This is a genomic window from Lysobacter humi (ex Lee et al. 2017), assembly GCF_054781815.1.
Genome location: NZ_BAAGTR010000013.1, coordinates 1 through 22,619, shown reverse-complemented (window position 1 = coordinate 22,619; position 22,619 = coordinate 1). Strand labels below are relative to the sequence as shown.

The 22,619-nt window shown below is 61.8% G+C and carries 17 protein-coding genes; all 17 read right to left on the bottom strand.

What is annotated here, in order from left to right; genetic code table 11:
• Window positions 1-105 precede the first annotated feature (105 nt).
• Window positions 106-405 carry a hypothetical protein gene (locus tag ACYVJJ_RS14720; RefSeq protein WP_460834737.1) on the bottom strand — a complete coding sequence of 100 codons (300 nt, stop codon included), beginning with the start codon at window positions 403-405 and terminating at the stop codon, window positions 106-108.
• A 57-nt stretch (window positions 406-462) separates the two neighbouring features.
• A complete protein-coding gene (locus tag ACYVJJ_RS14715) occupies window positions 463-789 on the bottom strand; it encodes a hypothetical protein (protein WP_460834735.1) in 327 nt (108 codons plus the stop codon).
• 2,220 nt (window positions 790-3,009) lie between these two features.
• Window positions 3,010-3,453: a hypothetical protein gene (locus ACYVJJ_RS14710; protein WP_460834734.1), complete on the bottom strand. Its 444-nt coding sequence runs from the start codon at window positions 3,451-3,453 to the stop codon at window positions 3,010-3,012.
• Window positions 3,454-3,530: 77 nt separating this feature from the next.
• Window positions 3,531-4,040 carry a hypothetical protein gene (locus ACYVJJ_RS14705; RefSeq protein ID WP_460834733.1) on the bottom strand — a complete coding sequence of 170 codons (510 nt, stop codon included), beginning with the start codon at window positions 4,038-4,040 and terminating at the stop codon, window positions 3,531-3,533.
• 58 nt (window positions 4,041-4,098) lie between these two features.
• On the bottom strand, window positions 4,099-4,614 hold the full coding sequence (locus tag ACYVJJ_RS14700) for a hypothetical protein (RefSeq protein WP_460834731.1): 516 nt from the start codon (window positions 4,612-4,614) through the stop codon (window positions 4,099-4,101).
• A gap of 460 nt (window positions 4,615-5,074) precedes the next feature.
• Entirely contained in the window at window positions 5,075-5,683 is a 609-nt protein-coding gene (locus tag ACYVJJ_RS14695; RefSeq protein ID WP_460834730.1) for a DUF1294 domain-containing protein, read from the bottom strand.
• 2,295 nt (window positions 5,684-7,978) lie between these two features.
• Window positions 7,979-8,338 (bottom strand): hypothetical protein, encoded by a 360-nt coding sequence (locus ACYVJJ_RS14690; RefSeq protein WP_460834728.1) that lies wholly within the window; start codon window positions 8,336-8,338, stop codon window positions 7,979-7,981.
• Between the two features lie 235 nt (window positions 8,339-8,573).
• On the bottom strand, window positions 8,574-9,011 hold the full coding sequence (locus ACYVJJ_RS14685; protein ID WP_460834726.1) for a DUF4259 domain-containing protein: 438 nt from the start codon (window positions 9,009-9,011) through the stop codon (window positions 8,574-8,576).
• 2,450 nt (window positions 9,012-11,461) lie between these two features.
• Window positions 11,462-11,794 (bottom strand): hypothetical protein, encoded by a 333-nt coding sequence (locus ACYVJJ_RS14680; RefSeq protein ID WP_460834725.1) that lies wholly within the window; start codon window positions 11,792-11,794, stop codon window positions 11,462-11,464.
• Window positions 11,795-13,156: 1,362 nt separating this feature from the next.
• Window positions 13,157-13,573, bottom strand: coding sequence for a hypothetical protein (locus tag ACYVJJ_RS14675; RefSeq protein ID WP_460834724.1), 417 nt, complete (start codon window positions 13,571-13,573; stop codon window positions 13,157-13,159).
• An 85-nt stretch (window positions 13,574-13,658) separates the two neighbouring features.
• Complete coding sequence (locus ACYVJJ_RS14670; protein ID WP_460834722.1) at window positions 13,659-13,841, bottom strand: hypothetical protein; 183 nt, start codon at window positions 13,839-13,841, stop codon at window positions 13,659-13,661.
• Window positions 13,842-16,186: 2,345 nt separating this feature from the next.
• Window positions 16,187-16,552, bottom strand: coding sequence for a hypothetical protein (locus ACYVJJ_RS14665; RefSeq protein WP_460834721.1), 366 nt, complete (start codon window positions 16,550-16,552; stop codon window positions 16,187-16,189).
• Between the two features lie 563 nt (window positions 16,553-17,115).
• The gene (locus ACYVJJ_RS14660; protein WP_460834720.1) at window positions 17,116-17,331 is read right to left on the bottom strand and encodes a hypothetical protein; all 216 of its coding nucleotides are present in this window, start codon (window positions 17,329-17,331) and stop codon (window positions 17,116-17,118) included.
• A 2,808-nt stretch (window positions 17,332-20,139) separates the two neighbouring features.
• Window positions 20,140-20,538, bottom strand: a complete 399-nt coding sequence (locus tag ACYVJJ_RS14655; RefSeq protein ID WP_460834718.1) for a hypothetical protein — start codon at window positions 20,536-20,538, stop codon at window positions 20,140-20,142.
• 372 nt (window positions 20,539-20,910) lie between these two features.
• Window positions 20,911-21,243: a hypothetical protein gene (locus ACYVJJ_RS14650; protein ID WP_460834717.1), complete on the bottom strand. Its 333-nt coding sequence runs from the start codon at window positions 21,241-21,243 to the stop codon at window positions 20,911-20,913.
• A 79-nt stretch (window positions 21,244-21,322) separates the two neighbouring features.
• Entirely contained in the window at window positions 21,323-21,760 is a 438-nt protein-coding gene (locus ACYVJJ_RS14645) for a T6SS immunity protein Tdi1 domain-containing protein (protein ID WP_460834715.1), read from the bottom strand.
• 380 nt (window positions 21,761-22,140) lie between these two features.
• Window positions 22,141-22,494 carry a DUF2185 domain-containing protein gene (locus tag ACYVJJ_RS14640; protein ID WP_460834714.1) on the bottom strand — a complete coding sequence of 118 codons (354 nt, stop codon included), beginning with the start codon at window positions 22,492-22,494 and terminating at the stop codon, window positions 22,141-22,143.
• Between the last annotated feature and the right edge of the window lie 125 nt (window positions 22,495-22,619).

The window sequence follows — 22,619 nt, the reverse complement described above, 5'->3', positions numbered from 1 at the left end:
AACAGCACGATCAATGCTTTCATTCCGGACTCCACAGACACTTGTTCCACCGCCTAACACCTGAGTTAAGCCGCGCCGCGAAGCGGCGTCGGCTTGGACGAATTGTTAGGCCTCATGCCCGCGATTTACGAAAAGCGTATACACGAGGGACACCGGCCACAGGAAGACACAGGCTAGCAGCCACGGCCAGCTCCCGGCGCGGCTGGCCCGGACTGCACCGAGAACCACATTGGCGATTAAGGCTAGAGGAACGAGTAAGGCGAGCGCCTTTTCACCGAAATACATTTCCTCGCCGCTCAGACCGCCATCGGCAATGCGTGGCTGGCCGGAGATGGCGAGTAGGTACGCGATCGCAACCGTTAGCGCCAGGAAGGCAAGCTTCGGGATGCGGTTGGAATGGAACATGAGGCCTAACACCTGAGTTAAGCCGCGCCGCGAAGCGGCGTCGGCTTGGACGAATTGTTAGGCCCCGCCGGTGACGCTCGGAGGACCATCTTGGGCTTGCGGTGAAACGTCGATTGCCTTGAGCTTCAGCGCGACCGGCAGACGGGTCGACTCTGGAAGCGCGCCGAGGCCCATCCGCGACTGTTCGATAAAGCAGAGATGCCGGGCTAGAAATTCGGCGGGCTCGCCGCGGGTTAAGTAGCGGTAGATCTCCCCGATGTACGAATCGTACTCGTCCCGGGGCCACTCCGGATCGTCCATGACACCGATTGGATCCCAGTGGCTGGCAAGCACTTCCCGGATCTCATCCGTGATCCGGTCTGCATGCGCACGTCGATTGCTCATTGCGGGGCCTAACACCTGAGTTAAGCCGCGCCGCGAAGCGGCGTCGGCTTGGACGAATTGTTAGGCCGCGCACTACTCAAAGTGGGCCTCTCGATACAGCACGCACGATGTGTGATCTAACAGGTAGCGGCTAACAGCCCCGGCATTATCCGACTATTGGCGGGTATAAACGGACGGTGGCGGCGCTTCAATCAGACGGAACGAATCGTAGCCTCGGGAGCCATGAGCTAGGCGCTGCGGCCCGGCGAGCTTCCTACGGACCCTGGCGCAGTCCTCATTGCCCAGTTTGAGCAGTGCGACGTCGCCGCCTTCCTCTAAGCCGCCAAATGAAGCGGAGGCGAGCAACTTGGGAGCGGCGGAGAAACTGAGCGCCAATTCAGTCTGGGTGCGGTCCGCCACCCTCGACTGTTCGTACAACGAGCATCCAGCGGACAGTACGATTAAAAGAATGGGTAAGAACCGAGGATGATGCATAGCGGCCTAACACCTGAGTTAAGCCGCGCCGCGAAGCGGCGTCGGCTTGGACGAATTGTTAGGCGCGTTGCCGATGATGCACCAGCCACTCATCACACGCATAACACCAGATTCCGAAGGGCCACAACATGATGAAGGGCCCAAACGAAGCGTAGCCGACACGACCGCCGCAGAGTGGACACGGGGACATTGCGGCGATGATCCCCATTACAAACCAGAGCAGGGCCGCAGTGAGCCACACGGCCGGCAAGGCAAATAAGACTGATATGGCAAACGCCGTGGTGATGATCCAGTACGCCACCCGTACCTGACGATAACGACGCCATCGCTGCTGCTTCGAGAGCTGCCGCCATCTAGCCATACGCGCCTAACACCTGAGTTAAGCCGCGCCGCGAAGCGGCGTCGGCTTGGACGAATTGTTAGGCCTATGACCGCCACAGCTCACGGCTGCTGACCACGACCCACCGGCCCGCAGCATACCGGACGTGATAGCTGCGCTCCGACGCACCCAGCCCGCCGCCAGTTCGCGACCGCAGTTCAAGATTCCAGCGGTTGTAACGTTTCGCTACCCATACGCGCCACGGACGGGCAAATTCACCTCGGGGCGCGCGATAGAACACCCCTTCCTCTCGACACGAAGCCATTGGGTAGACCGCGGTGGCTTGGCGACTCGCAGCCGAGAGAAGCTCCGCGCCAGGACTGTTTCCGAGGACCTGAAGGCAAACCGGCCCTGTCATGGGCTGTTCGTGCTCCAGAACGGCGAGCGCTGCGCCATCCGGAGGTGCCGAGGCGCAGCCGGCGGATACAGACACGACAAATGCCAGGACTGCCGCCCTCATAGGCCTAACACCTGAGTTAAGCCGCGCCGCGAAGCGGCGTCGGCTTGGACGAATTGTTAGGCATGCGCCCGCAGACTCCCCCGATCTGGCGCATTACTTCTACTACGCACACGCCGGCGCTCGGGCAACGGAGCGTGTCCGCGAGTATGAACCGGTCGCTTCCGTCGGTTAACACGAAGAAGAGGCGAAATGGTCGGTCAGCGGTGCCAGTGGCACGCGCATTTGGCGGCGCGCTTATTAGGCGGAACTCGACGTCGTGGGGCGTGGCCGGGTGCGGGATAGACAAGAACGAACTTGCGGCAACTGCACGTTCAACTTGATCCATGATGCGCTGTGCGAAGCCGCTATGAGGCTCTTGACTTGAGATCTGCAGGCGACAAGCGGCAGCATGCGCGGTCGACATTCCGGCAAAGAGTGCTGCGAGGGCGAGAGTTTGTTTCATCGCATGCCTAACACCTGAGTTAAGCCGCGCCGCGAAGCGGCGTCGGCTTGGACGAATTGTTAGGCCTATGGCTACGCACTGGCCGACGGCCCAAAGATAGACCAGATGAACACCGCTAGCGCGGCAAAGCGAAGCCAGAGGCACCAGAACGCTAACTCAAACGGCCCGCGCAGTGCAGGGGGCCGCAATGGATCTCTGGAGAACTGCCGGAAGAGTACATATCGCCGCCAGCTCCAGTTGTACGAGTACTGGCTGAGCAGATTTGAATAGGTTGGCTCGCCGGCGCTGCAGTAGGCCGCCGGGTAAAAGTCCTTCAAGCTCGAGACTAGGTGCAGCTCGATGAGCAGACCAACCAGAGCTGTTGCGGCTGCGACCCCGAAAGCTGTGAGGCTTACAACCATAGGCCTAACACCTGAGTTAAGCCGCGCCGCGAAGCGGCGTCGGCTTGGACGAATTGTTGGGCCGCTACGCGATGGACTTGCGGGTACCGGCTTTTTTGGCTGCCGGCTTAAAGACTGTAGCCCGCTTGGAGGAAGCCTTCTTCGCACTTGCCTTCTTGGCCGCCTGCTTGCCAGCAGTCTTGGATGCGCTCTTGCGAGCAGAGGCTCCACCGGACGACGTGCCGCGGCGTGCACTAGGCGAGGTTGACACCCGGGTGGCCTGGTAGCTGCGCACTTTAGTGAGCATTGACTCTGCCAGTACGACTTCATGCGAAAGCAGACCCGCGGCTTTTGCGATCGCTAATTTCGCCGCCACGGCATCCTCGTTTGGGTCTGCCTGCAGCAGTTCCCGGATAGCCTCTCGGACCGCCTTCTCGGCATTTGACTTGAGACGGGCCCCCTTGCCAGCACCGACGAGCGCGAGGATGGAGTCGACGATAGGCTTGAGTAGTGCGGCTTCAATTGCCATGAAGGCTCCTTAGCGGCCCAACACCTGAGTTAAGCCGCGCCGCGAAGCGGCGTCGGCTTGGACGAATTGTTAGAGGGCTAGCCGAGAAGCCCATTTGCATAGGCTTCCTTGGCGCGGCCCATCTGGCTGTTGAACTCTGCCGTGCACTTTAGCGCCATTTCATGGACTACCCGATCGTTCTGGACGGATGCCCGAAAACGCGGTGCGTGGTGCGCGAATCCGCTGCGCCCAGACTTGTCGCGCCACTCGAAGATCTCTTGCCAAAGGGAATTCGCGTTCCTTTCCGCCCCAACGAGGTTCGGAAGGAATTCTGTGAAGAGTCCGTGGTATGAGCCAAGCGCCTGTTGCACCTCGGGCGGCTCGTGCGACAGGACGAATTGCGCGAGTCCGATTTCCCGACGAGCGGAAGAAAAGAGGTTCCGACTCTGCTCGATGTAGGAAAGCAGTTCTGACTTGTCGCGCTCGAACGCTAGCGTGGTTTCTAGTTCGTGGGCATTGACCGTGTGGGTATAGGCCTTCCAGCTGATCGCCGCCGCAAGAAGGCTGACGAGCAACGCTAGTGCCGCAATAACGTCTGAAGCGTCCATAGCCCTCTAACACCTGAGTTAAGCCGCGCCGCGAAGCGGCGTCGGCTTGGACGAATTGTTAGCTGCCACTGTACTTCTCTCGCAGCCAAGCCCGGCGAATTTGACGACGTACTGTGGCGCCGGTCTGCGGGCTAGCGGCGTGAGCCAGCAGGATAAGAGCCCGCGTGCCAACCGGGCCGCCGCTGGCGACCTTATTCGTGACCTGGACCCAAAAGCCCGGTTCAGCTAGTTGGCGCATGGCGTTTGCCATAACCCAGAACTCCCGGCTGGCGGGCCGTTCGAGATACGACAGAGCGGCACAAGCGAGCCGGCCCCGCTTATGGCCCGACAGTTCCACGTGGCGCAGCCAGCGCCACAGGTACTCTTTGATGTACCCCGACCGGAAGTGATAAGGGTCTGCGGCAAGGAAGCGGATCGCGTTCTCGACAGCTTGCGGGTTTGCAGACCGCACTGCCTCTAGCCCAGCCCCGCCGCCGGGATAGACAAGTTCGTCGAAGCGGGCGTGGAACTCTTCGCACGCCGCGTGCCATTCCGGACCACGGCTGGCGACCGTTGCCGAAATCCGATCCTTCAAACGGCGCAGCTCCGCAGATCAATCGTGGATTTCTTGCAAGCTCACTAGATGCATGTGTGGCAGCTAACACCTGAGTTAAGCCGCGCCGCGAAGCGGCGTCGGCTTGGACGAATTGTTAGGCCCTACCCGACGAGTTGCGACCGCGGTATTTCACAGCCGCCCCAACGCCGAATGCGAACGCTACGGCCAAGATGCAGGCGCCCACGACGTTGTTCCAGGAGAAGACCCCGGCGCCCACTAGTACGGACGAGGCGGCCAACAACATGAGCTGCTGCGCGGTAAGGTTCTTATAGTGCTCCATGGGTATTCCTCCCTGATCTGCGGCAGCGTACCAGCCCTGCGACGGGGGCGCTGAATCGCCGAAGCACGGTGTCGAGGCGGGCCGCCGCGGTGCATCAGCTGCAGGGCCTAACACTTGAGTTAAGCCGCGCCGCGAAGCGGCGTCGGCTTGGACGAATTGTTAGCCGCTGAGCGACCGAGCTAGTGCGAAAGCGAGGCCGGATCTGACGAACCACGCGAGGGCCGCCACGTTGAGGACGACGGTAACCCAAAAAGCCGACTGGAAAGGCTGCTTGATGGTTTTATGGTGGAACTGCTGCTGGGCGATGAGAGCGCCAGGCCAGCCACCGGCTAGCGAGATCAGGTGCAAAGAGCTCTCGGGGGTTCGCCGTCCGCCTCGCCGAGCCGCTGACTTGTCTACCCAGTACATGTAATAGGCCGAAAGGCTGAGACCCATGACGGCGGCTAAAAGCAGGAGGGGGATGACACGAAAGAAGGCGAGCGCGATCCCGAGCGCAAGTACGCTGAGCCCTAGCGCTGCACGAGGCAAAGACGAGCGGGTTCGGGGTATTGCGATTTTCTGCCCCGCGTGGCGGATCTGCTTCGCATTGAGTCTTCCCCGATCGTCGGTAGTCACGACGTAGGAGATAAGGTCTCCTGACACCGGGCGCCTTGATCCGCGTTGGAACTCGTTGACATGGACAAAAGCACGATTACCACCGTCATGCGGCACAACGAAGCCGAAGCCCTTGTCATCGTTCCACTCGGTGATTCGACCTGCCAGACGCATTGCTGTCCCCATCAGCGGCTAACACTTGAGTTAAGCCGCGCCGCGAAGCGGCGTCGGCTTGGACGAATTGTTAGGCGCCACACTACGAACCTGCGGGCTCAGGAGCAACAGCGGCCACACTCTATGGGTCCCTGGTGGAGCCACAGGCCACAAGTGGCGCGAACGCCGCTTGGAGTAGCCCCGTGGCAACGAGCGCAGCAAGAAGGAGCCCGACAATCATTGCGACCGGCTGCCCGGCACTTAGAAGGTAGATACCAAAGAGCACTAGAAATACCGGCATGAGCACCGACAGCACCAGACTGACGAGCCAATGCACTCGGAGCTTGGCGCAGCAGCTGCGACAGTGGGTGCGGGAAGCAGCCGCGAGCAGCCACGTCGGTACTTGGCAGCTTCGGCAAGCTGGGCAACGGCGAACAATCATGTGGCGCCTAACACCTGAGTTAAGCCGCGCCGCGAAGCGGCGTCGGCTTGGACGAATTGTTAGGCCTTTGCCGGTGACTGATACGCCCGGCGAACTGCCAGCCCAATGTAAATGCCGTAGGCGAGGAAGAGGCCACCAAGGACCGCACCTAAGCCAGGCTGACGCGCCGAAAAGAACAGCTCGTACCCGATGAATAGCGCCCCCAACGCTAGGTAGAAGAGGGCTGTGACGTATCGGTTGAAGCCGCCCCTTGCGTCGACTCGCACCGATCTAGCAATGATCTGGCTTACCGACACGACCTCGCTCTCGTGGATGCCTCGGCAGGCGAGACCAACGCCCAAGTCATTGGCGCATTCGTGGCAAAGCGCCTTCTGGCAGTGCTTGCACAGCCCGATGGCTCTGCTTTGTTCGTGGTTAAAGCAGCGCATATCTCTACTCTAAGGCCTAACACCTGAGTTAAGCCGCGCTGCGAAGCGGCGTCGGCTTGGACGAATTGTTAGCGGCTTGGCTCGCTAAACCACGCATGCGGCGACGAGCAATCCAGTGGGTGGAAAGTGCCACTGAACTGCCGAATGCCAAGACCAGCCACCCAAGAGGTTCCCTGGTGAGAAGCAATACCGCACCGGGCAGAGCACCCAAAACTGCCGCGGTGCCCCAATTGGCGAGGCCGAACCTGGAGAGCAGCGCGTACAGCGGCGCCCCATACACGAAAGCAGGGAGAATGCCGACGAACACGGCCGCGAGGCTAGTCAGAAGGCTAAGCCCGGCCGCTTCTAGCAGATGCTCGATAGACCATGACTCGGTGGCCCAGGAGTAAGCAGCCAGTCCAACGCCCCCAGCCAGGCAGCCCAGCGGGAGGCCGCCGAGTACGGCAAGCAGTGAATGGACCAAGTACCGGCCGAACGATCCCATGCCGCTAACACCTGAGTTAAGCCGCGCCGCGAAGCGGCGTCGGCTTGGACGAATTGTTAGGCCGTAGCCTGAAGCGGGCGGAGCGGCGATGCAACCGCGCCGGCGTGGGGCGGAACTTTGTCATCACTCCACCCGAGCGCGGGATGTGGCGGCCGGCGCGATAACGCCCGAAGTGGTGTGGCGCCGCCTTGCGAGGGTCCATGGGCTCTCCGAAGCCCGGGCAACCGTGCGGCTACAGACGAGTGCGGCCGAAGGTGCGGGAAGTGGAGCCTGGCAGCTCGCCTACGGCGGCGCCCGGGATGCGACTCGAGCTCAGCTCTTGAGCTGCCGCGCCGGTTTGGACATGCGGGCCGATCCGGGGGCGGCTAGCCGCACCAGAAACCACACCGCGGCCTAACACCTGAGTTAAGCCGCGCCGCGAAGCGGCGTCGGCTTGGACGAATTGTTAGGTGCGGACCTACTGCACCTGGCAAGCCAAACCGCAGTTGTGCCGAAACTCGCAATGAGGGCCGGCCAAGACTCTGAAACGAAAGCGACCGAGCCGAAAAGGAGCACCATGCCGTAGCCTCCGAGGAATGCAAGAGCGGTGCCCGGAGGGTGCTCTTGGAACACGAGCGACCATGCAGTCAGCACGGTCAATCCTAGGAGTAGGGACAAGAAAAGAACGGCGAACGGGCAGAGCCAAAGTTCGAACGACGGGCGGTCCTGCTGCAATGGCACGTACCAACGCCCAACCCACCAGCCGACTAAAGCCGCAGCTCCCGTTGAGCCCGCCCCGGCGATCAATGCAGGCAGCCAGTTTCCAGCTCCGCGGGCGGAAGCGAGGAAGAAAGCGACGCTAAACGCCATCGCGACGCCGTAGCCGAGTGCGCTTCTTTTCCTCAAGTTCCGACTATCCATTCGGCCGCACCTAACACCTGAGTTAAGCCGCGCCGCGAAGCGGCGTCGGCTTGGACGAATTGTTAGGCCCCGCCGAGTTGACGGCGCGACTTGCGTGTTGGCACGAGTAATCCATCCGTGAGCTCGACAAGTGCTGGGATTGGCTCGCCGGACAGCAAGACCAATTCGCAAGGCCAATCGCCGCTATCGGGCTCCCAGCCGATCGGCTTGCTGAACTGCAGATCCCAGATGGTATTTCCGTCCTTCATTCGGCCCACAATTGTAGGGCTTTCAGTATCGGCGCGCTCCACCGTGAGCTTGATGACGCCTTTTACCCGGCGCCCCATGCGCGTTGCGCGGGCTGCGCGTTGCCACCCCGGCAGCTCCATTGCGATTGCAACCGACACAAGCCCGCTGACGCCAGCGACGAACAGCGCTACCACTCGCAGCTGTTCCTGCGTGGATTGACTGAATAGGTATATGCAAGCGGCGGAAGTCGCCACTAATGCGATCGCAATGGACTTCAAAGGCCAAACCTCGCCGAACCTGCGCAAGTAGGCAACCTGCTCATCGCGCGTTAGCGACATTGTCCTTCTAGCCGAATGCGGTTTAGTCACGTGCGGGGCCTAACACGTGAGTTAAGCCGCGCCGCGAAGCGGCGTCGGCTTGGACGAATTGTTAGCTGCCAACCGCGGAGGCCAGCGACTCGACCCCCGCCTTCCACTCTGGGTAGAACTCTTCGTTCTCCGCCCACAGTTCATTCAACTCGCTCTGAGCGGCGGCGACCTTCAAGCACGCTTGGGCTGCCTGACCCTTCAGGCCCGCTGTATCAAGGCCCGCATAGGCTTGGCGCCATGCTGCCCACTCCTCCTGTTCCTCGTCCTCGAGCGGTTCACCCTTCTGGAGTGCGCGCAGCGCTGTCGCCGAGACGAGCACGGCGTGCCCCATTTCGTAATCGACATAGTCCGCAGCGAGCGCTCCCTCGAAGGAGTCGCGCATCAAGCGCAGGGGATCTTCTGCGGCGAGCAACTGCTCTTCCAAGAAGTCCAGCGCCGTGTCGTCTTCGAATACCGCTGTTCCCCAAGCCCCCATGACCTCTCCCTTGGTAGCTAACACCTGAGTTAAGCCGCGCCGCGAAGCGGCGTCGGCTTGGACGAATTGTTAGGGCGCGCGCTCCGACCCCTCCCGGTTCGCCCCCTCTAGCTCGCGCGGACGCGGAGTTGGCGACGGAGCCGGAGAGCTGCCCCCGAAGAAACTGTAGATGAGGGCAACAACAATGAGAACAGGCAGCCCAAAGAGGAGAGCCAAGGTGATTGCAGCTGTGACCATTCCTTTGGCATCGGGCGACCCACTCGAGTCTGGCGTGAGTGTTACGAACGCGAGCAGGGCGAGCAGCGCAACGACGAACGCCACGGCCAGGTAGCTCATGAGATTGATAAGCCGTGCACCCGCCATAGCGCCCTAACACCTGAGTTAAGCCGCGCCGCGAAGCGGCGTCGGCTTGGACGAATTGTTAGGCCCTATCCGGCGACTACCTTGAGTGCCGACCTGCGGACCCAGCCAGAGGCGCATGGGCCATCGTAAGCCACGCGATTGGCGACAGGCGACGCTACCCCGCAACCTGGATATGCGGCCTCTAAAATGACAACGCCCGCCCATTCACCATTGGAAGTTTCGGAGCAGAGGTACACGAGCGAGCCTTCACTGAGCCGCTTTGTATAGGGGAAATAGTCTGCCGGACCATCGAAGAGAAACACATCGCCGTCGATGCTCACCGCGGCTACGCTCGGGCAGGCATCGAGTTCGGAACTACCGCCGACAGCAACAGGTTGGCGATGTGGCGGGACTGCAGTAGCTACTGCCAATGCCGCGAGGGCGATGAACGTCAACATAGGGCCTAACACCTGAGTTAAGCCGCGCCGCGAAGCGGCGTCGGCTTGGACGAATTGTTAGGGGTGCTGCTCGAGTTCTCTGAGACCGGCTCGACGAGTCCGGTTCCCGCGCAAGCCTCGCTGTGCACGGTGAACTCCGCCTCCGACCAGCCGGAACCCGCATGCTGTGGAAGCTGCTCCGGACGCCGGAGCAAACATTGAGCGGCTTCGAGTTCTGCGGCACCGGGGTGCGAGGACGCCGGGACGACCGAGATAACCGCGCCAACAGAGTTTCGTTTGACCCGGAACGACCACGACTTACCGGGCGCTTGGCATGCCAGGACTGCAAGCGGGCGAGTGCAGCGCTCGGCGGGCTCTGGCGACGGGCCACCAACAAGACTGTTAGCTAAGGCTGCGATTAGAAGAAGACTCACCAAGCACCCTAACACATGAGTTAAGCCGCGCCGCGAAGCGGCGTCGGCTTGGACGAATTGTTAGGGCCCAAGCCTAGCGCAAAGGCGGCTACCGCCTGAGCCGCCGCTCGTGTTGCGGTTTGAAGCAAGAGGTGTGGCCCCGACAAGGTGACGGTTTGGCACGAGGGCAGGCCGCGTGCCAGGTGCTCTGCGGCCGGAGCCGCCAGCAACCGATCGTGGCTTGCAACGAGTTGAAGTGCCGGAACGCGCACGGACGAGAGGAGGGTCGACACGTCTGCGTGCAGGGCCGCCGCGGCACGGATGCGCAGCACGGCCGGGTGCACCGACCGGAGCGCCGCGGCGAGCTCGGCTTGCAGCTCAGGTGTGCTCCACGGCCCGAGGAGCGCCCAAGACAGAAGAGACATCGGCGGGCGGGCAGGTGCAAAGCGGACAAAAGGAGCCAAGGGGGACAACCCCCAAACCGGCGCCCTGGCGAATGTGGTGGACAAGACCAGGCCAACCAGATTGCCTGGCGGGTTCGCAGCGATGCGGATGGCCAGAGGCCCCGAGAATGATTCGCCCAGGAGCACGAACGGCTCGGACGGCGAGAACTGCGCCCGAGCGACGCGCTCTAGTTCGCTGTAGCCCAGCAACTGGTCAACCGGATAAGCGATTGCACGGGCGGGTGCGCCCATGCCGGACAGGGCAGAGCAGAACTCTGCGAGTAGAGCAGCGGTGCCATCCAGCCCGGGGAGAACCACGACTGCTGTCATGTCGCCTCTTGGGCCCTAGCACCTGAGTTAAGCCGCGCCGCGAAGCGGCGTCGGCTTGGACGAATTGTTAGGCGCCACCGACTGATACGCCAAGCGCCCTTGCGATGGCGCCGAGTAGTGCCAGACTGAACAATGAAGCGACGCCAAGTGCAATGGTAAGCCCCGAAGCTACCAGCATGAGTCTGGCACGGAGCGGGGTGCCCTTGGAGACGGGCACGTGCGCGGTACATACCCATAGGACGGCAGCCACCCAGCCCAGGAGCAGCAGGGCAGCCGCGGCCACCATTCCCAGCTCTGACGAGAAGGCTAGGCCTAGTGCGACAGCGGAGAGCGGAACCCAGCCACGAGTAGCGACCCAGAACCGCTGGCGCGGCGAAGGAAGCATGGAGCGCCGCTCGCCAATTGTGGCCTGAGGCGGCTGGTAGGACTTTCGCCTGCGACCATCTTCCTGTGGCGCCTAACACCTGAGTTAAGCCGCGCCGCGAAGCGGCGTCGGCTTGGACGAATTGTTAGGCCGCGTGCCGATAGAAGTAGGCAGCCACCACGACGCTAGCAATTATGCCCAGCAAAACCGCGAACCCGTACTCGACGAGGAAGGGGATGCGGGGTTTCCCGTAGGTTTGCTCGGCCGCGCGTCGATTCAAACGCCAGCCGTGACTGCATGTGGTGCAAACAAGCTCGTAGCGCTTGTTGTACACGAAGCCAAACAGGGCGTCGAACTGCCCATACGAGTACTTCAACTGCGACTGGAATTCCCTTGCTTCCCCGCAGTGCAAACACTCGTCCTGCTCCGGTTCCCCGAGCAATTGGATGCGCTCGCCTTGTCCAATCATGAACATCATTAAGCTGCCCTCAGCCGCCTAACACCTGAGTTAAGCCGCGCCGCGAAGCGGCGTCGGCTTGGACGAATTGTTAGGCCCGCGGCGGCCGACCCGCCACGACCCAGTGCAGACCAGTTGCTGCGAGCCAGCACCCGCCCAACAGCCAGACACCATGAGCTAGAAGCGCGGGCTCACCGGCCAAACGCCGCGTTCCGTGGCCCCAGGAAATGAGGCCGGTGTCGAAGTAGTGAAGGATATCGTGGGCGGCCGAATAGAACATCCAGCCACCAAGCAAGAGCAGGCATATGCCATATGCTTGATTCGAGCTGCGGGACGTTTCCATCGCGGGCCTAACACCTGAGTTAAGCCGCGCCGCGAAGCGGCGTCGGCTTGGACGAATTGTTAGGCCGCGGGCGCACGCCGCCGGGGCCACAGGGCAACGATAAGGCAGGCAACGCCTGAAACAGCGACCACAGCTGCTGCTGTTCTAGGCCGACCGGCAGTGCAAAGCTCCACAACCCAGCGCCCGGGAAGGCGCCGCCCGGGCCAATCGCAAGCGACGAACGGATTGGTGAGAAGGCGATACGCCCACCAACCAAAGAATACGCCGCTAAGACCCGCCCAAATACGTACCCACACGCGTGCATCTCTCCGAGCGGCCTAACACCTGAGTTAAGCCGCGCCGCGAAGCGGCGTCGGCTTGGACGAATTGTTAGGCCGCAGCCGACTCACCGACGCCGCCTAACGGCTATTTCCCACACGGCCCCGGTGAAAAACCCGGCGACCCCCATACCGAATGCCACGGCAGCCGCGGCTGGATCCTTGCCGAGCAGGTGGTAGCACGCAAGCCCGACGGCAACTCCAGACAGGGTTGCGACCGCAATACGCCAAGTGGCTACGCCGACAATGTCCAGCAACGATCCGAGCGCTTCACCGAGAGCCATGCGTCCTTCCTCTGCGGCCTAACACCTGAGTTAAGCCGCGCCGCGAAGCGGCGTCGGCTTGGACGAATTGTTAGCCGACTGCTCCGGAGACCCACACCAACAGTGCCACGGCCGAGCTCAAGAATAGGAGCGCTGGCAAAAGGAGCACAAGCGGAACCACTGCCGCCGCGGTCGAGTGTCCGGCGCGGGCATCCGAGAAGTCCGAACGAGCCAGCCTGAAGGCGATGAACGACGAAAAGCAGCCCACGAAAAGGGACACCACAGATAGCAGGAACCAGGCGAAGTGCGTCGAGCCGGGCTCCGGGCGTACGAGCCACACGGATATCGGAGCCATCACCGAGGCTGTTCCCAACACATACGTCGCTCGTCTCAGCATTCGGCTAACACCTGAGTTAAGCCGCGCCGCGAAGCGGCGTCGGCTTGGACGAATTGTTAGGCCCTAGGATATCCACTCCATGCGCCCTCCTGTGACTACCCAGAAGCCGCTGAGCTTCTCGACGGTATAGACCCACCCGGAGCCGCCGAGCGCAGCGCCGGGCACCGCAGAAACCTCAACCAGGGCGACCTTGCAGGACTGCCATTCTATGGACTCAATGGACAGCAGCTCCGCCGACTCGCCTTCAGCGGTCCGGTAGCCGGTGCTGGAGAGGCGACACTGGCTTGCGGGAAATACCCGCGGATTGTGCGCTCGGGCGCCCTTCAAGGCACTGGGAGACGGATCGTGGCCCTCCACCTTCAAGCAGATTGCAAACGGCGGCTTGGGGTTCGGCTCGAAGAGGGCAGCGACCACCTCGTCGGTCTCGCGAGCGCATCCGCTACACAGAGCAACTACCGCAAGCGCCGTGATGGCTCTCATAGGGCCTAACACCTGAGTTAAGCCGCGCCGCGAAGCGGCGTCGGCTTGGACGAATTGTTAGGCCGCGCTTTGCAGTGCCTGCCGCTCATTCGGAACTCTTAGAGTATGCGGCGTAGATGCGCGAGATGGCCCACGACGGGAGAAACAGCGGCACGGCGAAAGTGACGAAAAGCCAAGCGGGTGAAGCCTCAAACAGGGGAAACAGTGCCGCCACGCCAATAACGAATAGAGCGATCGTCACGAGGCGAACAAACAAGGTTTCCAGCATTGGCATCTCGTACCCATGGCCGCATAGGCTGCACCTGACCACGATGGCGCTATAAGAGGCACTCGGCAGGAAGCAGCGCTCTGAGGGGCGCAGCCTTCCGCGACAGCCTTGCCAATTGCACCGGGCATCTATCCTCATGGGTCGATCGACTCTTGCATATCGGCTCGGCGCAACGGCCGCTGGTGTCCCGGTGCGCGGCCTAACACCTGAGTTAAGCCGCGCCGCGAAGCGGCGTCGGCTTGGACGAATTGTTAGGCCCCGGCCTATTTGCGGCAGACCCTGATCTGAGGGGCAAACTCTAGCTGACGCGCCGGCCAGGACGCGATCTCAATTGGATCCCCGAAATCGCTGTACGGGATTGCGGCCGACAACTGGCCGCGAGGCGGAATACGAATCTGGTCACAGCCGCCGGGGCAATACGGCTCCAGCGGCGCCGCCGTCTGGCGCGGCAAGACGACTGTGCCACCGCGGAGCGAGATTGGCGGGCCTGCTACCGCACTGGGCCAAGCGCCGTATTCCAAGCAGAGCGCGCGCTCGTCATTCGATTGCAGCTTAAGCAAAAGCCGCTGGGCCTCGGCCTGATCCGCGACTTTGAGTTGAAAGGCAGGGGCGGCCACGGTCTTTGCACTCGGGTGACATGCCGATACCACCGCAGCTGACAGAACCAGAAGCGCAAAGGTGGCTCGAGCGCGATGTTGCATGTTCCGGGGCCTAACACCTGAGTTAAGCCGCGCCGCGAAGCGGCGTCGGCTTGGACGAATTGTTAGGTGCCGGCCCCGGATCGCAGGGAGCAGCGAGCGGGGTGACCTTAGCACCTTCGATTTCGTGCTCGAACTGGTCAAGGTGACCGAATCTTTTGCCGGTACGGAACACGCCGCGGACCGAAGCCCAGCCACGACGCCCTGGGTCCGATAGAGGCCGAGGGTTGCCAGGCATACACGTTTGGTCGACGACCGAAAGCCACGCCTGCGGTGGAATGGTGAATCCGCCTGTGACCGGATCGGGCGCTGGCGGAGCGGATGACCACAGCGCGCAGTTCTCGAGCGAATCTACTAGAAAGCCGCACACGTGAACCTCTTTACCGTTCCAAGCCTGAGGCTCGTCTAGAACCCGAGCAAGCGGGGTCGGCTCGGTGCTGCAACCGGCAATCAAGAGAACAACAAGGGCGAGCAGAACTCTCATCCGGCACCTAACACCTGAGTTAAGCCGCGCCGCGAAGCGGCGTCGGCTTGGACGAATTGTTAGGCCGCTACAGCAGAGGCCTGAGAGGAGGGCCCAGCCTACCGTATCGCCGCGCCAGCACAACGCCGACCGGAGCTCCCAAGGCGTACCCGCCGAACACGGCCGGAAGCACGGCTTCATAGTTGCCGACCGCGCGACAGACCAGGCCCGCGACCAGCATTAGTAGGATGCATGGGAGAACGCACAGCAACAGGGTTTTGCGGCTCAGCATATTCGCGGCGCCGCATCCGCCGCAGAAGTGTTTCTCCGGGAAGCTGCTCGGAACCAGATCCCAAGCAGCTATACGAATTGGGCTACCACACGACACGCACTCGAAACTGTTCATGCGGCCTAACACCTGAGTTAAGCCGCGCCGCGAAGCGGCGTCGGCTTGGACGAATTGTTAGCGCCCAGCCTACCAAGCAGCAGCGCGAGTGCATGCGTTACGAGGGCCACGCAAGGGCCAAAGACGAGGAAGAAGCGGCCGGCCTCCCACGCAAATGGAGCCACAAGCATGCCGGGCACCGCGCCGATCTACAATGCTGTGAACCCATTCGCCCTGCCTGCATACGAGAGTGCCGCGTACGTTGGGATGCCGTAAAGCAGTGCAGGAACTGCCCCGACGACGGCCGCTGCGACAGCGGTGAGGAACCCGAGCAGAAAGGAATCCGAGACGACGTCGGCGTGATTTCTGGACGTGGACAACTGGTAGAGGAATACGAGTACCCCACCGATGATGCATCCGGCCGGCAGGCCGAAAAGAACTGCTAGTGAGTTCGGGCGACATGCTCGATATACCTACCCATGGGCGCTAACACCGGAATTAACCCGCGCCACGAAGTGGCGTCGGGTTGAATGACTAGTTAGCGATCACACGCCGACGAACTGGCCGGACGTGGACCGCACGAGCCCGGATTCTGCCACGGCACGCGCGGTGTCCGCCGCGACGTCGGAGCCGCACGCGCCAGCCATGCGGTTCCGCGGGCATTGACCGATCCGAAGGGAGGCAATCGATCACCGCGGGCGAGAAGCCAGCCGCCGAATGCTGCCGCGAGCGGCGGAGCGACGAGCTGACTAGTGAGCCGCTAGAACAGTTGCAACCCGTGTGAGCGCTAACACCTGAGTTAAGCCGCGCCGCGAAGCGGCGTCGGCTTGGACGGATTGTTAGGTGCCACCGAGGTACGGCGCTTGCTGCGCACTACCGGCACAACACGCACCTTCTGGAACACGCCAGTTTCGTTCACCCAGAAGGAGGCGGAGAAACCACGCTCGCGGGCTCCGGATTCCATGAGCCACCAGGTGCAATGAAATGTACGGCTAGGCAAAGCCGGCGGCCTGCACTCGTACTCGGGATTGTCTGCTGCGGGGAGATCCTCCAGCCGGAGGCGACGACCTTTGTAGGTCTCTGCGAGCGCATTTGCCAAGAGTTTTGGACTCAGCTGCCGGACATCATCCACATGGTGCAGCTGCACGCGAGCGGCGATATTCATCCAGCCAGGAGCACACCCACAGCCAATCGGTGACCACACAGTGGCGGCGGTACCTACGAAGGCCGCCACCAGTAGTGGTGCTGTCAGTTTGACCCCGCGAGAAGCTTTCATGTGGCACCTAACACCTGAGTTAAGCCGCGCCGCGAAGCGGCGTCGGCTTGGACGAATTGTTAGGCCGCGCTGCCAAGCTACTCAAACATGATAGTGCGGCCGCGATCGGTTGTGACCACGATGGCGCGGACTTCCCGCTGACCGTGTTCTGACTTTGCCAGAAGCGTCAGGCGATGCGTAGTTCGCCGGCCACTTGCACTAACCCGGTTAGAGCACCAGAAGCAGAAGCTGACCTCTGTGCCCGGATTTCGGGCCTCGTACGCACGGGCTGCCTCCGCGAATGCTTCGGAACGCCAGAAGTAAAGCTGGAATGCGATGCTCGCAAGGAGGATTAGCGCAATAACCACGGCAGCGCGACGCGGCGAACGGAACGGGTTAGCCATAAACCTCCTCAAGCGGCCTAACACCTGAGTTAAGCCGCGCCGCGAAGCGGCGTCGGCTTGGACGAATTGTTAGCCGTCAGCCCGCGGCCCGGTGAAGCCGCTCAGCACCCACCGAAGGGCAACTAGCAATATGGCCGGAATCGCGAGCCCTAGCCAAGCGAAGACAGTCCAACCAATTGCGCCGTCGCCGGGGTGGCTATTGAGCGCGGCATAGCCGCCCAGCAAAGCAACCCAGAGTGCCCAAAGCACCATATAAAGCCGCGTCAGTCCCTTCTTCCAGTTCACGATGCTCTCTCCATGACGGCTAACACCTGAGTTAAGCCGCGCCGCGAAGCGGCGTCGGCTTGGACGAATTGTTAGGAGTGATCAGCGCCACTGCTCAGGCCACCCCGCTGTGAAGATTAGAACGAGAACGGCGAGGAAGCACAGCACGGTGCCCCAGTAGAAGAGCAGCATAGCTGGCCGCAACCTCCGACAGAATGCGGCCCCTCGTGCATCACCAGAGCTGTTGAACGCGCCGCGTTGCAAGTACCGGATAGTAGGCCACGCACTGAGGAGACTCTGGTCTGACCACACAGTGGGCCGGCCGGCATGGCGCCACTGTTGGGGGTGACCCCACCGCAGGCGCCACAAGAAGGCCGCTTGAATGACGCTACCTACGACCATGAAGAAAGCCAGCAAAAGCACCGCTATTGCCGTTGGATGCTCTAGCGGAAGCGGTGGCACCTCACATCACTCCTAACACCTGAGTTAAGCCGCGCCGCGAAGCGGCGTCGGCTTGGACGAATTGTTAGGTGCGCTACCCGGCTGGCACCCGTTGCGGACCCGGGTGACTGTGGCACCGCTCAGCCCGTGGCGGAAGAGCCCAAGGTGGCCGAAACGCTTCCCCGTATGGAAGGTGCCCTCGACGACAGCCCACCGACCGTGCGGTTCCATTTGCCAATTCTTCGGCAGACAGACGTCCGACTTGGGAACTACCCAGATTGTGGTGGATTCATCCTGGGACCCGGCGGTTCCTTTGACCGGCGCCAAGGTGCAGGTTTCGGTATCGACGAAAAACCAGCCACACACCGCAACCGGACGGCCATTCGACGCCCCCGGGTTTGCCAAGAGCGAGTCCAGGCTGGAGTAGCCGGTTGGGACGGTTGCACAACTCGCGATGAGCGCGACCGCAAATGCTGCGAGGTATTTCATGCGCACCTAACACCTGAGTTAAGCCGCGCCGCGAAGCGGCGCCGGCTTGGACGAATTGTTAGGGCGCACAGCTGGCGACACCTGCCGACTCACCCGCCCACACGAGGCCGATTATGACCGGCCCGCCCAGAACTAGCGCGAACAGGGCGGAGGCAGCGACCGCAGCTCCCGACCGGCGCCAGCCCAGCGGGATTGCCGCCGAGAACAGGGCGAGTGCCGCAATGCCGACACTCCATGCTGCGACAGAAAACGGCTCGGCTGCCGCGGGCGCGCCGGTACCTACCTTCGGATCGAACAAGCAGCCCGAGCGCCAGCTCAGGAAATAGCTTGCCGATGCCGCAGCCAGCGAGAGGGCCAGAAGCGCGACGCCGAGCTTTGGACGCGTTGTGCTCACCATGTGCGCCCTAACACCTGAGTTAAGCCGCGCCGCGAAGCGGCGTCGGCTTGGACGAATTGTTAGGCCCCGACCCGCTACCCCTTCACGTGGTACGAGAAGACGCCTTGACCAATTGCAGTGTACGACGGGTCCATGCCAGCCGCCCCGGCGAAGCCCGCTGCTCGCGGCACAAATAGGCCGTGTTCTTCCACGCTCACGGATGAGAGAACTACGTAAAGCCCTTCGGGAGTGGCGCGGACGCGCTTTGGGTTGAGCTGTGCTACGGCAACAGGCCACTCGGACTGCGGGATATCTCCCGACCCAACCTGACTCAGCAGGCTTGGAGTTGCTGCCGCGAGCGCGGCCACCTGTGCGGGCTCTGGCACGCGACTGCATGCGAGAACGAGCATGGTTGCAAAAAGTGCAACGAGTGGCGACCTAGCAGCCATAGGGGCCTAACACCTGAGTTAAGCCGCGCCGCGAAGCGGCGTCGGCTTGGACGAATTGTTAGGTGCCAGCCGAAAGACCCGCACCTCCGGGGAAGAGTAGCGGACGCGCAAATCGCTGATTCGCGCGATGAACTCCGGCGCGGTGAGCAAAATCTCCTCCGAGGGAGCGCGGCCGACCGAGTCAATGCACGCACTGTAGATTGCCAGGGGGCCGTAGGCCCGCTCCGCGGCGGACAGGAAATCTGCCAGGCGTAGGCAAGAAATGCGGTTTTGCTCGTCCGATTCGGTGCCAACGCCCAGGAACTGCCACCCACACCCGCACCCGGTGTGTGGGCTCAGGTAGTAGACGTGCGGTGCACCCAAGACTAGGCGAAGCGCTCGACCTTCACTTGTGCCAGAGCGAACCAGTTCGATAGAGAGCTCGTTAGACGAGGTCTCGGGGATCTGCATGGAGGAGGCAAGGTAGAGCTGCGAGCAATTCACACCTGGCACCTAACACCTGAGTTAAGCCGCGCCGCGAAGCGGCGTCGGCTTGGACGAATTGTTAGGCCCCATCCGGTTCACCTGACGGAGCCCTGCTGGACTCCTTGCGTGATTCTCAGAGCCGGCACCGGAAGCTCCCGTTGTGAGCCAACGTCCACGCTTTCCGCCAATGCATAGTGGGTGTTAGTGAACGCACTTACAGACACCTTCCCCAGCTGAGCATCGCAGTCGTCTCCGAGCTGCGACATGCCAGACCACGTATCGAATAGCAGCGTGATCGAGTACCGCCCATCTGTGTCCGAGACGGCGATGATGGGCCCTTGCGGCAAGGCCCATTTGACCCATGACACGCCCACCATGGCACCTTGGACTGGCGCTCCACGCTCATCGACTACCGACCCAGTTACAAGGTAGGGCTGAACGGCGCACCGGCCGAGGGCCGTCGGCGAGGCGCAGATCAGTAGGAGAGCGAGAACGCTGCGCATGGGGCCTAACACCTGAGTTAAGCCGCGCCGCGAAGCGGCGTCGGCTTGGACGAATTGTTAGCCCTCAGCGGACTCGGTTGAAGTACTCGCGCATTGAACCACCCATCTAGACCCAGTAGGTGTCCGGCCCAACAAAGTTCAAAGTGTTTTCGGATTCTTCACCAGATTCGGGAACTAGCGAAAGCGTAACGATGCGGTCTTCGGAACAGCTAGCAACCCGATACGAATAGGTCATGTCGAACCCGCGAAGCTCGCGCGTCTCTTTTCCAACTGGCACCGTGACGGCGGGCATGTAGAGGTGTTGTTCTCCCTCCTTGAATTCCACCACCATATTTCCCAGAAGTGCTGCTAAAAAGGCCTCAGTCTTAGGCGCCAAGGACTCTGCGGCGCGATTGAACGCCATGGACGCCTGTGCATCAGAGCGCCATTTCCCCTCTAGGGCACGGCTACATGCGCCCGCGTTGCTTGAGGTAACGACTGCAACAAGCAGCAGGAAAGCTTTCATGAGGGCTAACACCTGAGTTAAGCCGCGCCGCGAAGCGGCGTCGGCTTGGACGAATTGTTAGCCATTGCCAGCCCGCGAACGGCGACGTCGTTCCCGACGGTAACGGATGGTTTGCGCCGCTAGGCGGACCCAGATGGCGAGAGTGCCGACCCAGACGAGAAAGTACAGCCCGGTGAGGCCACGCACCAAGTACTCGGGCCAACCGGCAGCGCGAGCGCCAACCGTCAAAGCCATTGCGACCGCGGCGGCCAGCAAGCCATACATGAACGGCGCGACAGACGGTCTGTGGAGTGGCGGCGGCGACTCTTCCATGGCAAGGGCTAACACCTGAGATAAGCCGCGCCGCGAAGCGGCGTCGGCTTGGACGAATTGTTAGGCCTCAACTCGGAACCATTCCGGGCGGGCCGCTTGGACGACACTTAGCCCCTCGCTGCTCGACTGAATCTGCACGAAGTGCCAGCCCCCTGCTTGGCGCTCCCCGGCGACGACAAGCTCTTGCCCGGCCGATACGGCAAAGAATGATCCCAGTTCTCCCAAACCTTGCTCCGCGCCCATTTCATTGAGCGCGTCCGTGTCTGACACAGACTCCGGAATTCCCTCGACCACCAGAATCTCGTCACGCACCCAAAGAGTTGGAAGGAAAGAAGCGAACCCATCCTCCTCGAGGATGGCGCAAGTTGCCTCAACGAACTCCTCAAACTCCATGCCGCTCTCCATTGAGGCCTAACACCTGAGTTAAGCCGCGCCGCGAAGCGGCGTCGGCTTGGACGAATTGTTAGGTGCGCTAGCGAGTGACCTCAAGCCTTACCTGCGCACCATCCGGAAGGTCTTTGATCTGGTGGGCGAGATGTCCAGAGGCGGCGATCAGCTCCTCAAGCGAGATGGTAGCCAAGTTAGGCCCACCATATTCGCCACCCAGGGCTCCCGGAACTTTCAGGCAGTACTTTCTGCCAGGCTCCAGCGGCCCAAGCCGCTCATGTGCTTCTTCCACCATACGACTCATGTACCAGTCGTGCAGGAACTCCTGATCATGACTCAGCGACTCTAGTTGTTCTCGGTTCTCCGCCACGACCGCACAGCTAAGGTCTTCTGGACAGATGCGCCAGTAGCGGCCTTCGTAGTCCTTGACGATCAGGTTGCCGAATGGGTTTTCGCCCACGACTTCCAGAGGCTGAAGTCCGGTCCAACCCCAAGAAGTTTCGATTGCGGCAAGAATGACCATAGCGCACCTAACACCTGAGTTAAGCCGCGCCGCGAAGCGGCGTCGGCTTGGACGAATTGTTAGGCGACATGATCTGGATCCCTATTGACGCCTGTTCGTTGACCACTGTGCCGCCCTGACCAGACCGCCCACAAGAGCGCAGAAGCCAGCGCCGAAACCTGCCGCTGCGAAAGCCACCAAGAATGCGTGCGCAAACTTGGTATAGCCGGCCGCCTCAGCGGACACCATGCCCGTCCACGACAGGATTGAAGCTGCGCCTAGCCATTTGGAAATGTTCCAGAAATCCGGCACGGCTAACCTCGAAAGCCCTGTACTCGCATCATGACGCCTAACACCTGAGTTAAGCCGCGCCGCGAAGCGGCGTCGGCTTGGACGAATTGTTAGGGCTCATCCGCGGGAGCCCAGTCCGTAACCGCGACGAACCGCTCGGACTCAGGGGTCTTTTCGAAAACGCTGCCTTCCGGCGAGCCAAGAAAAGGAATGATACTTGGATCGTAGTTGGCGATGGTATTCACGTCGTACACGGCGTGGTTAGACGGGTCATCCATGTACTGATCGTCCTCGAATCCCGACATGAAGCGCCAACCGCTATCCACGTCGTTGTCTGCTGCTTCCCGGTACATGAAGCGGACCGGATAGCCTTCGACGGTGATCTTGTCCGTGGCGATGCAGCCACCGAAACCTTCGGCGCGCGAGCGGATTTCTTCTTTCGAGAGCCTGAACTGTTTGGCCATGAGCCCTAACACCTGAGTTAAGCCGCGCCGCGAAGCGGCGTCGGCTTGGACGAATTGTTAGGTGCGCTACCCGGCTGGCACCCGTTGCGGACCCGGGTGACTGTGGCACCGCTCAGCCCGTGGCG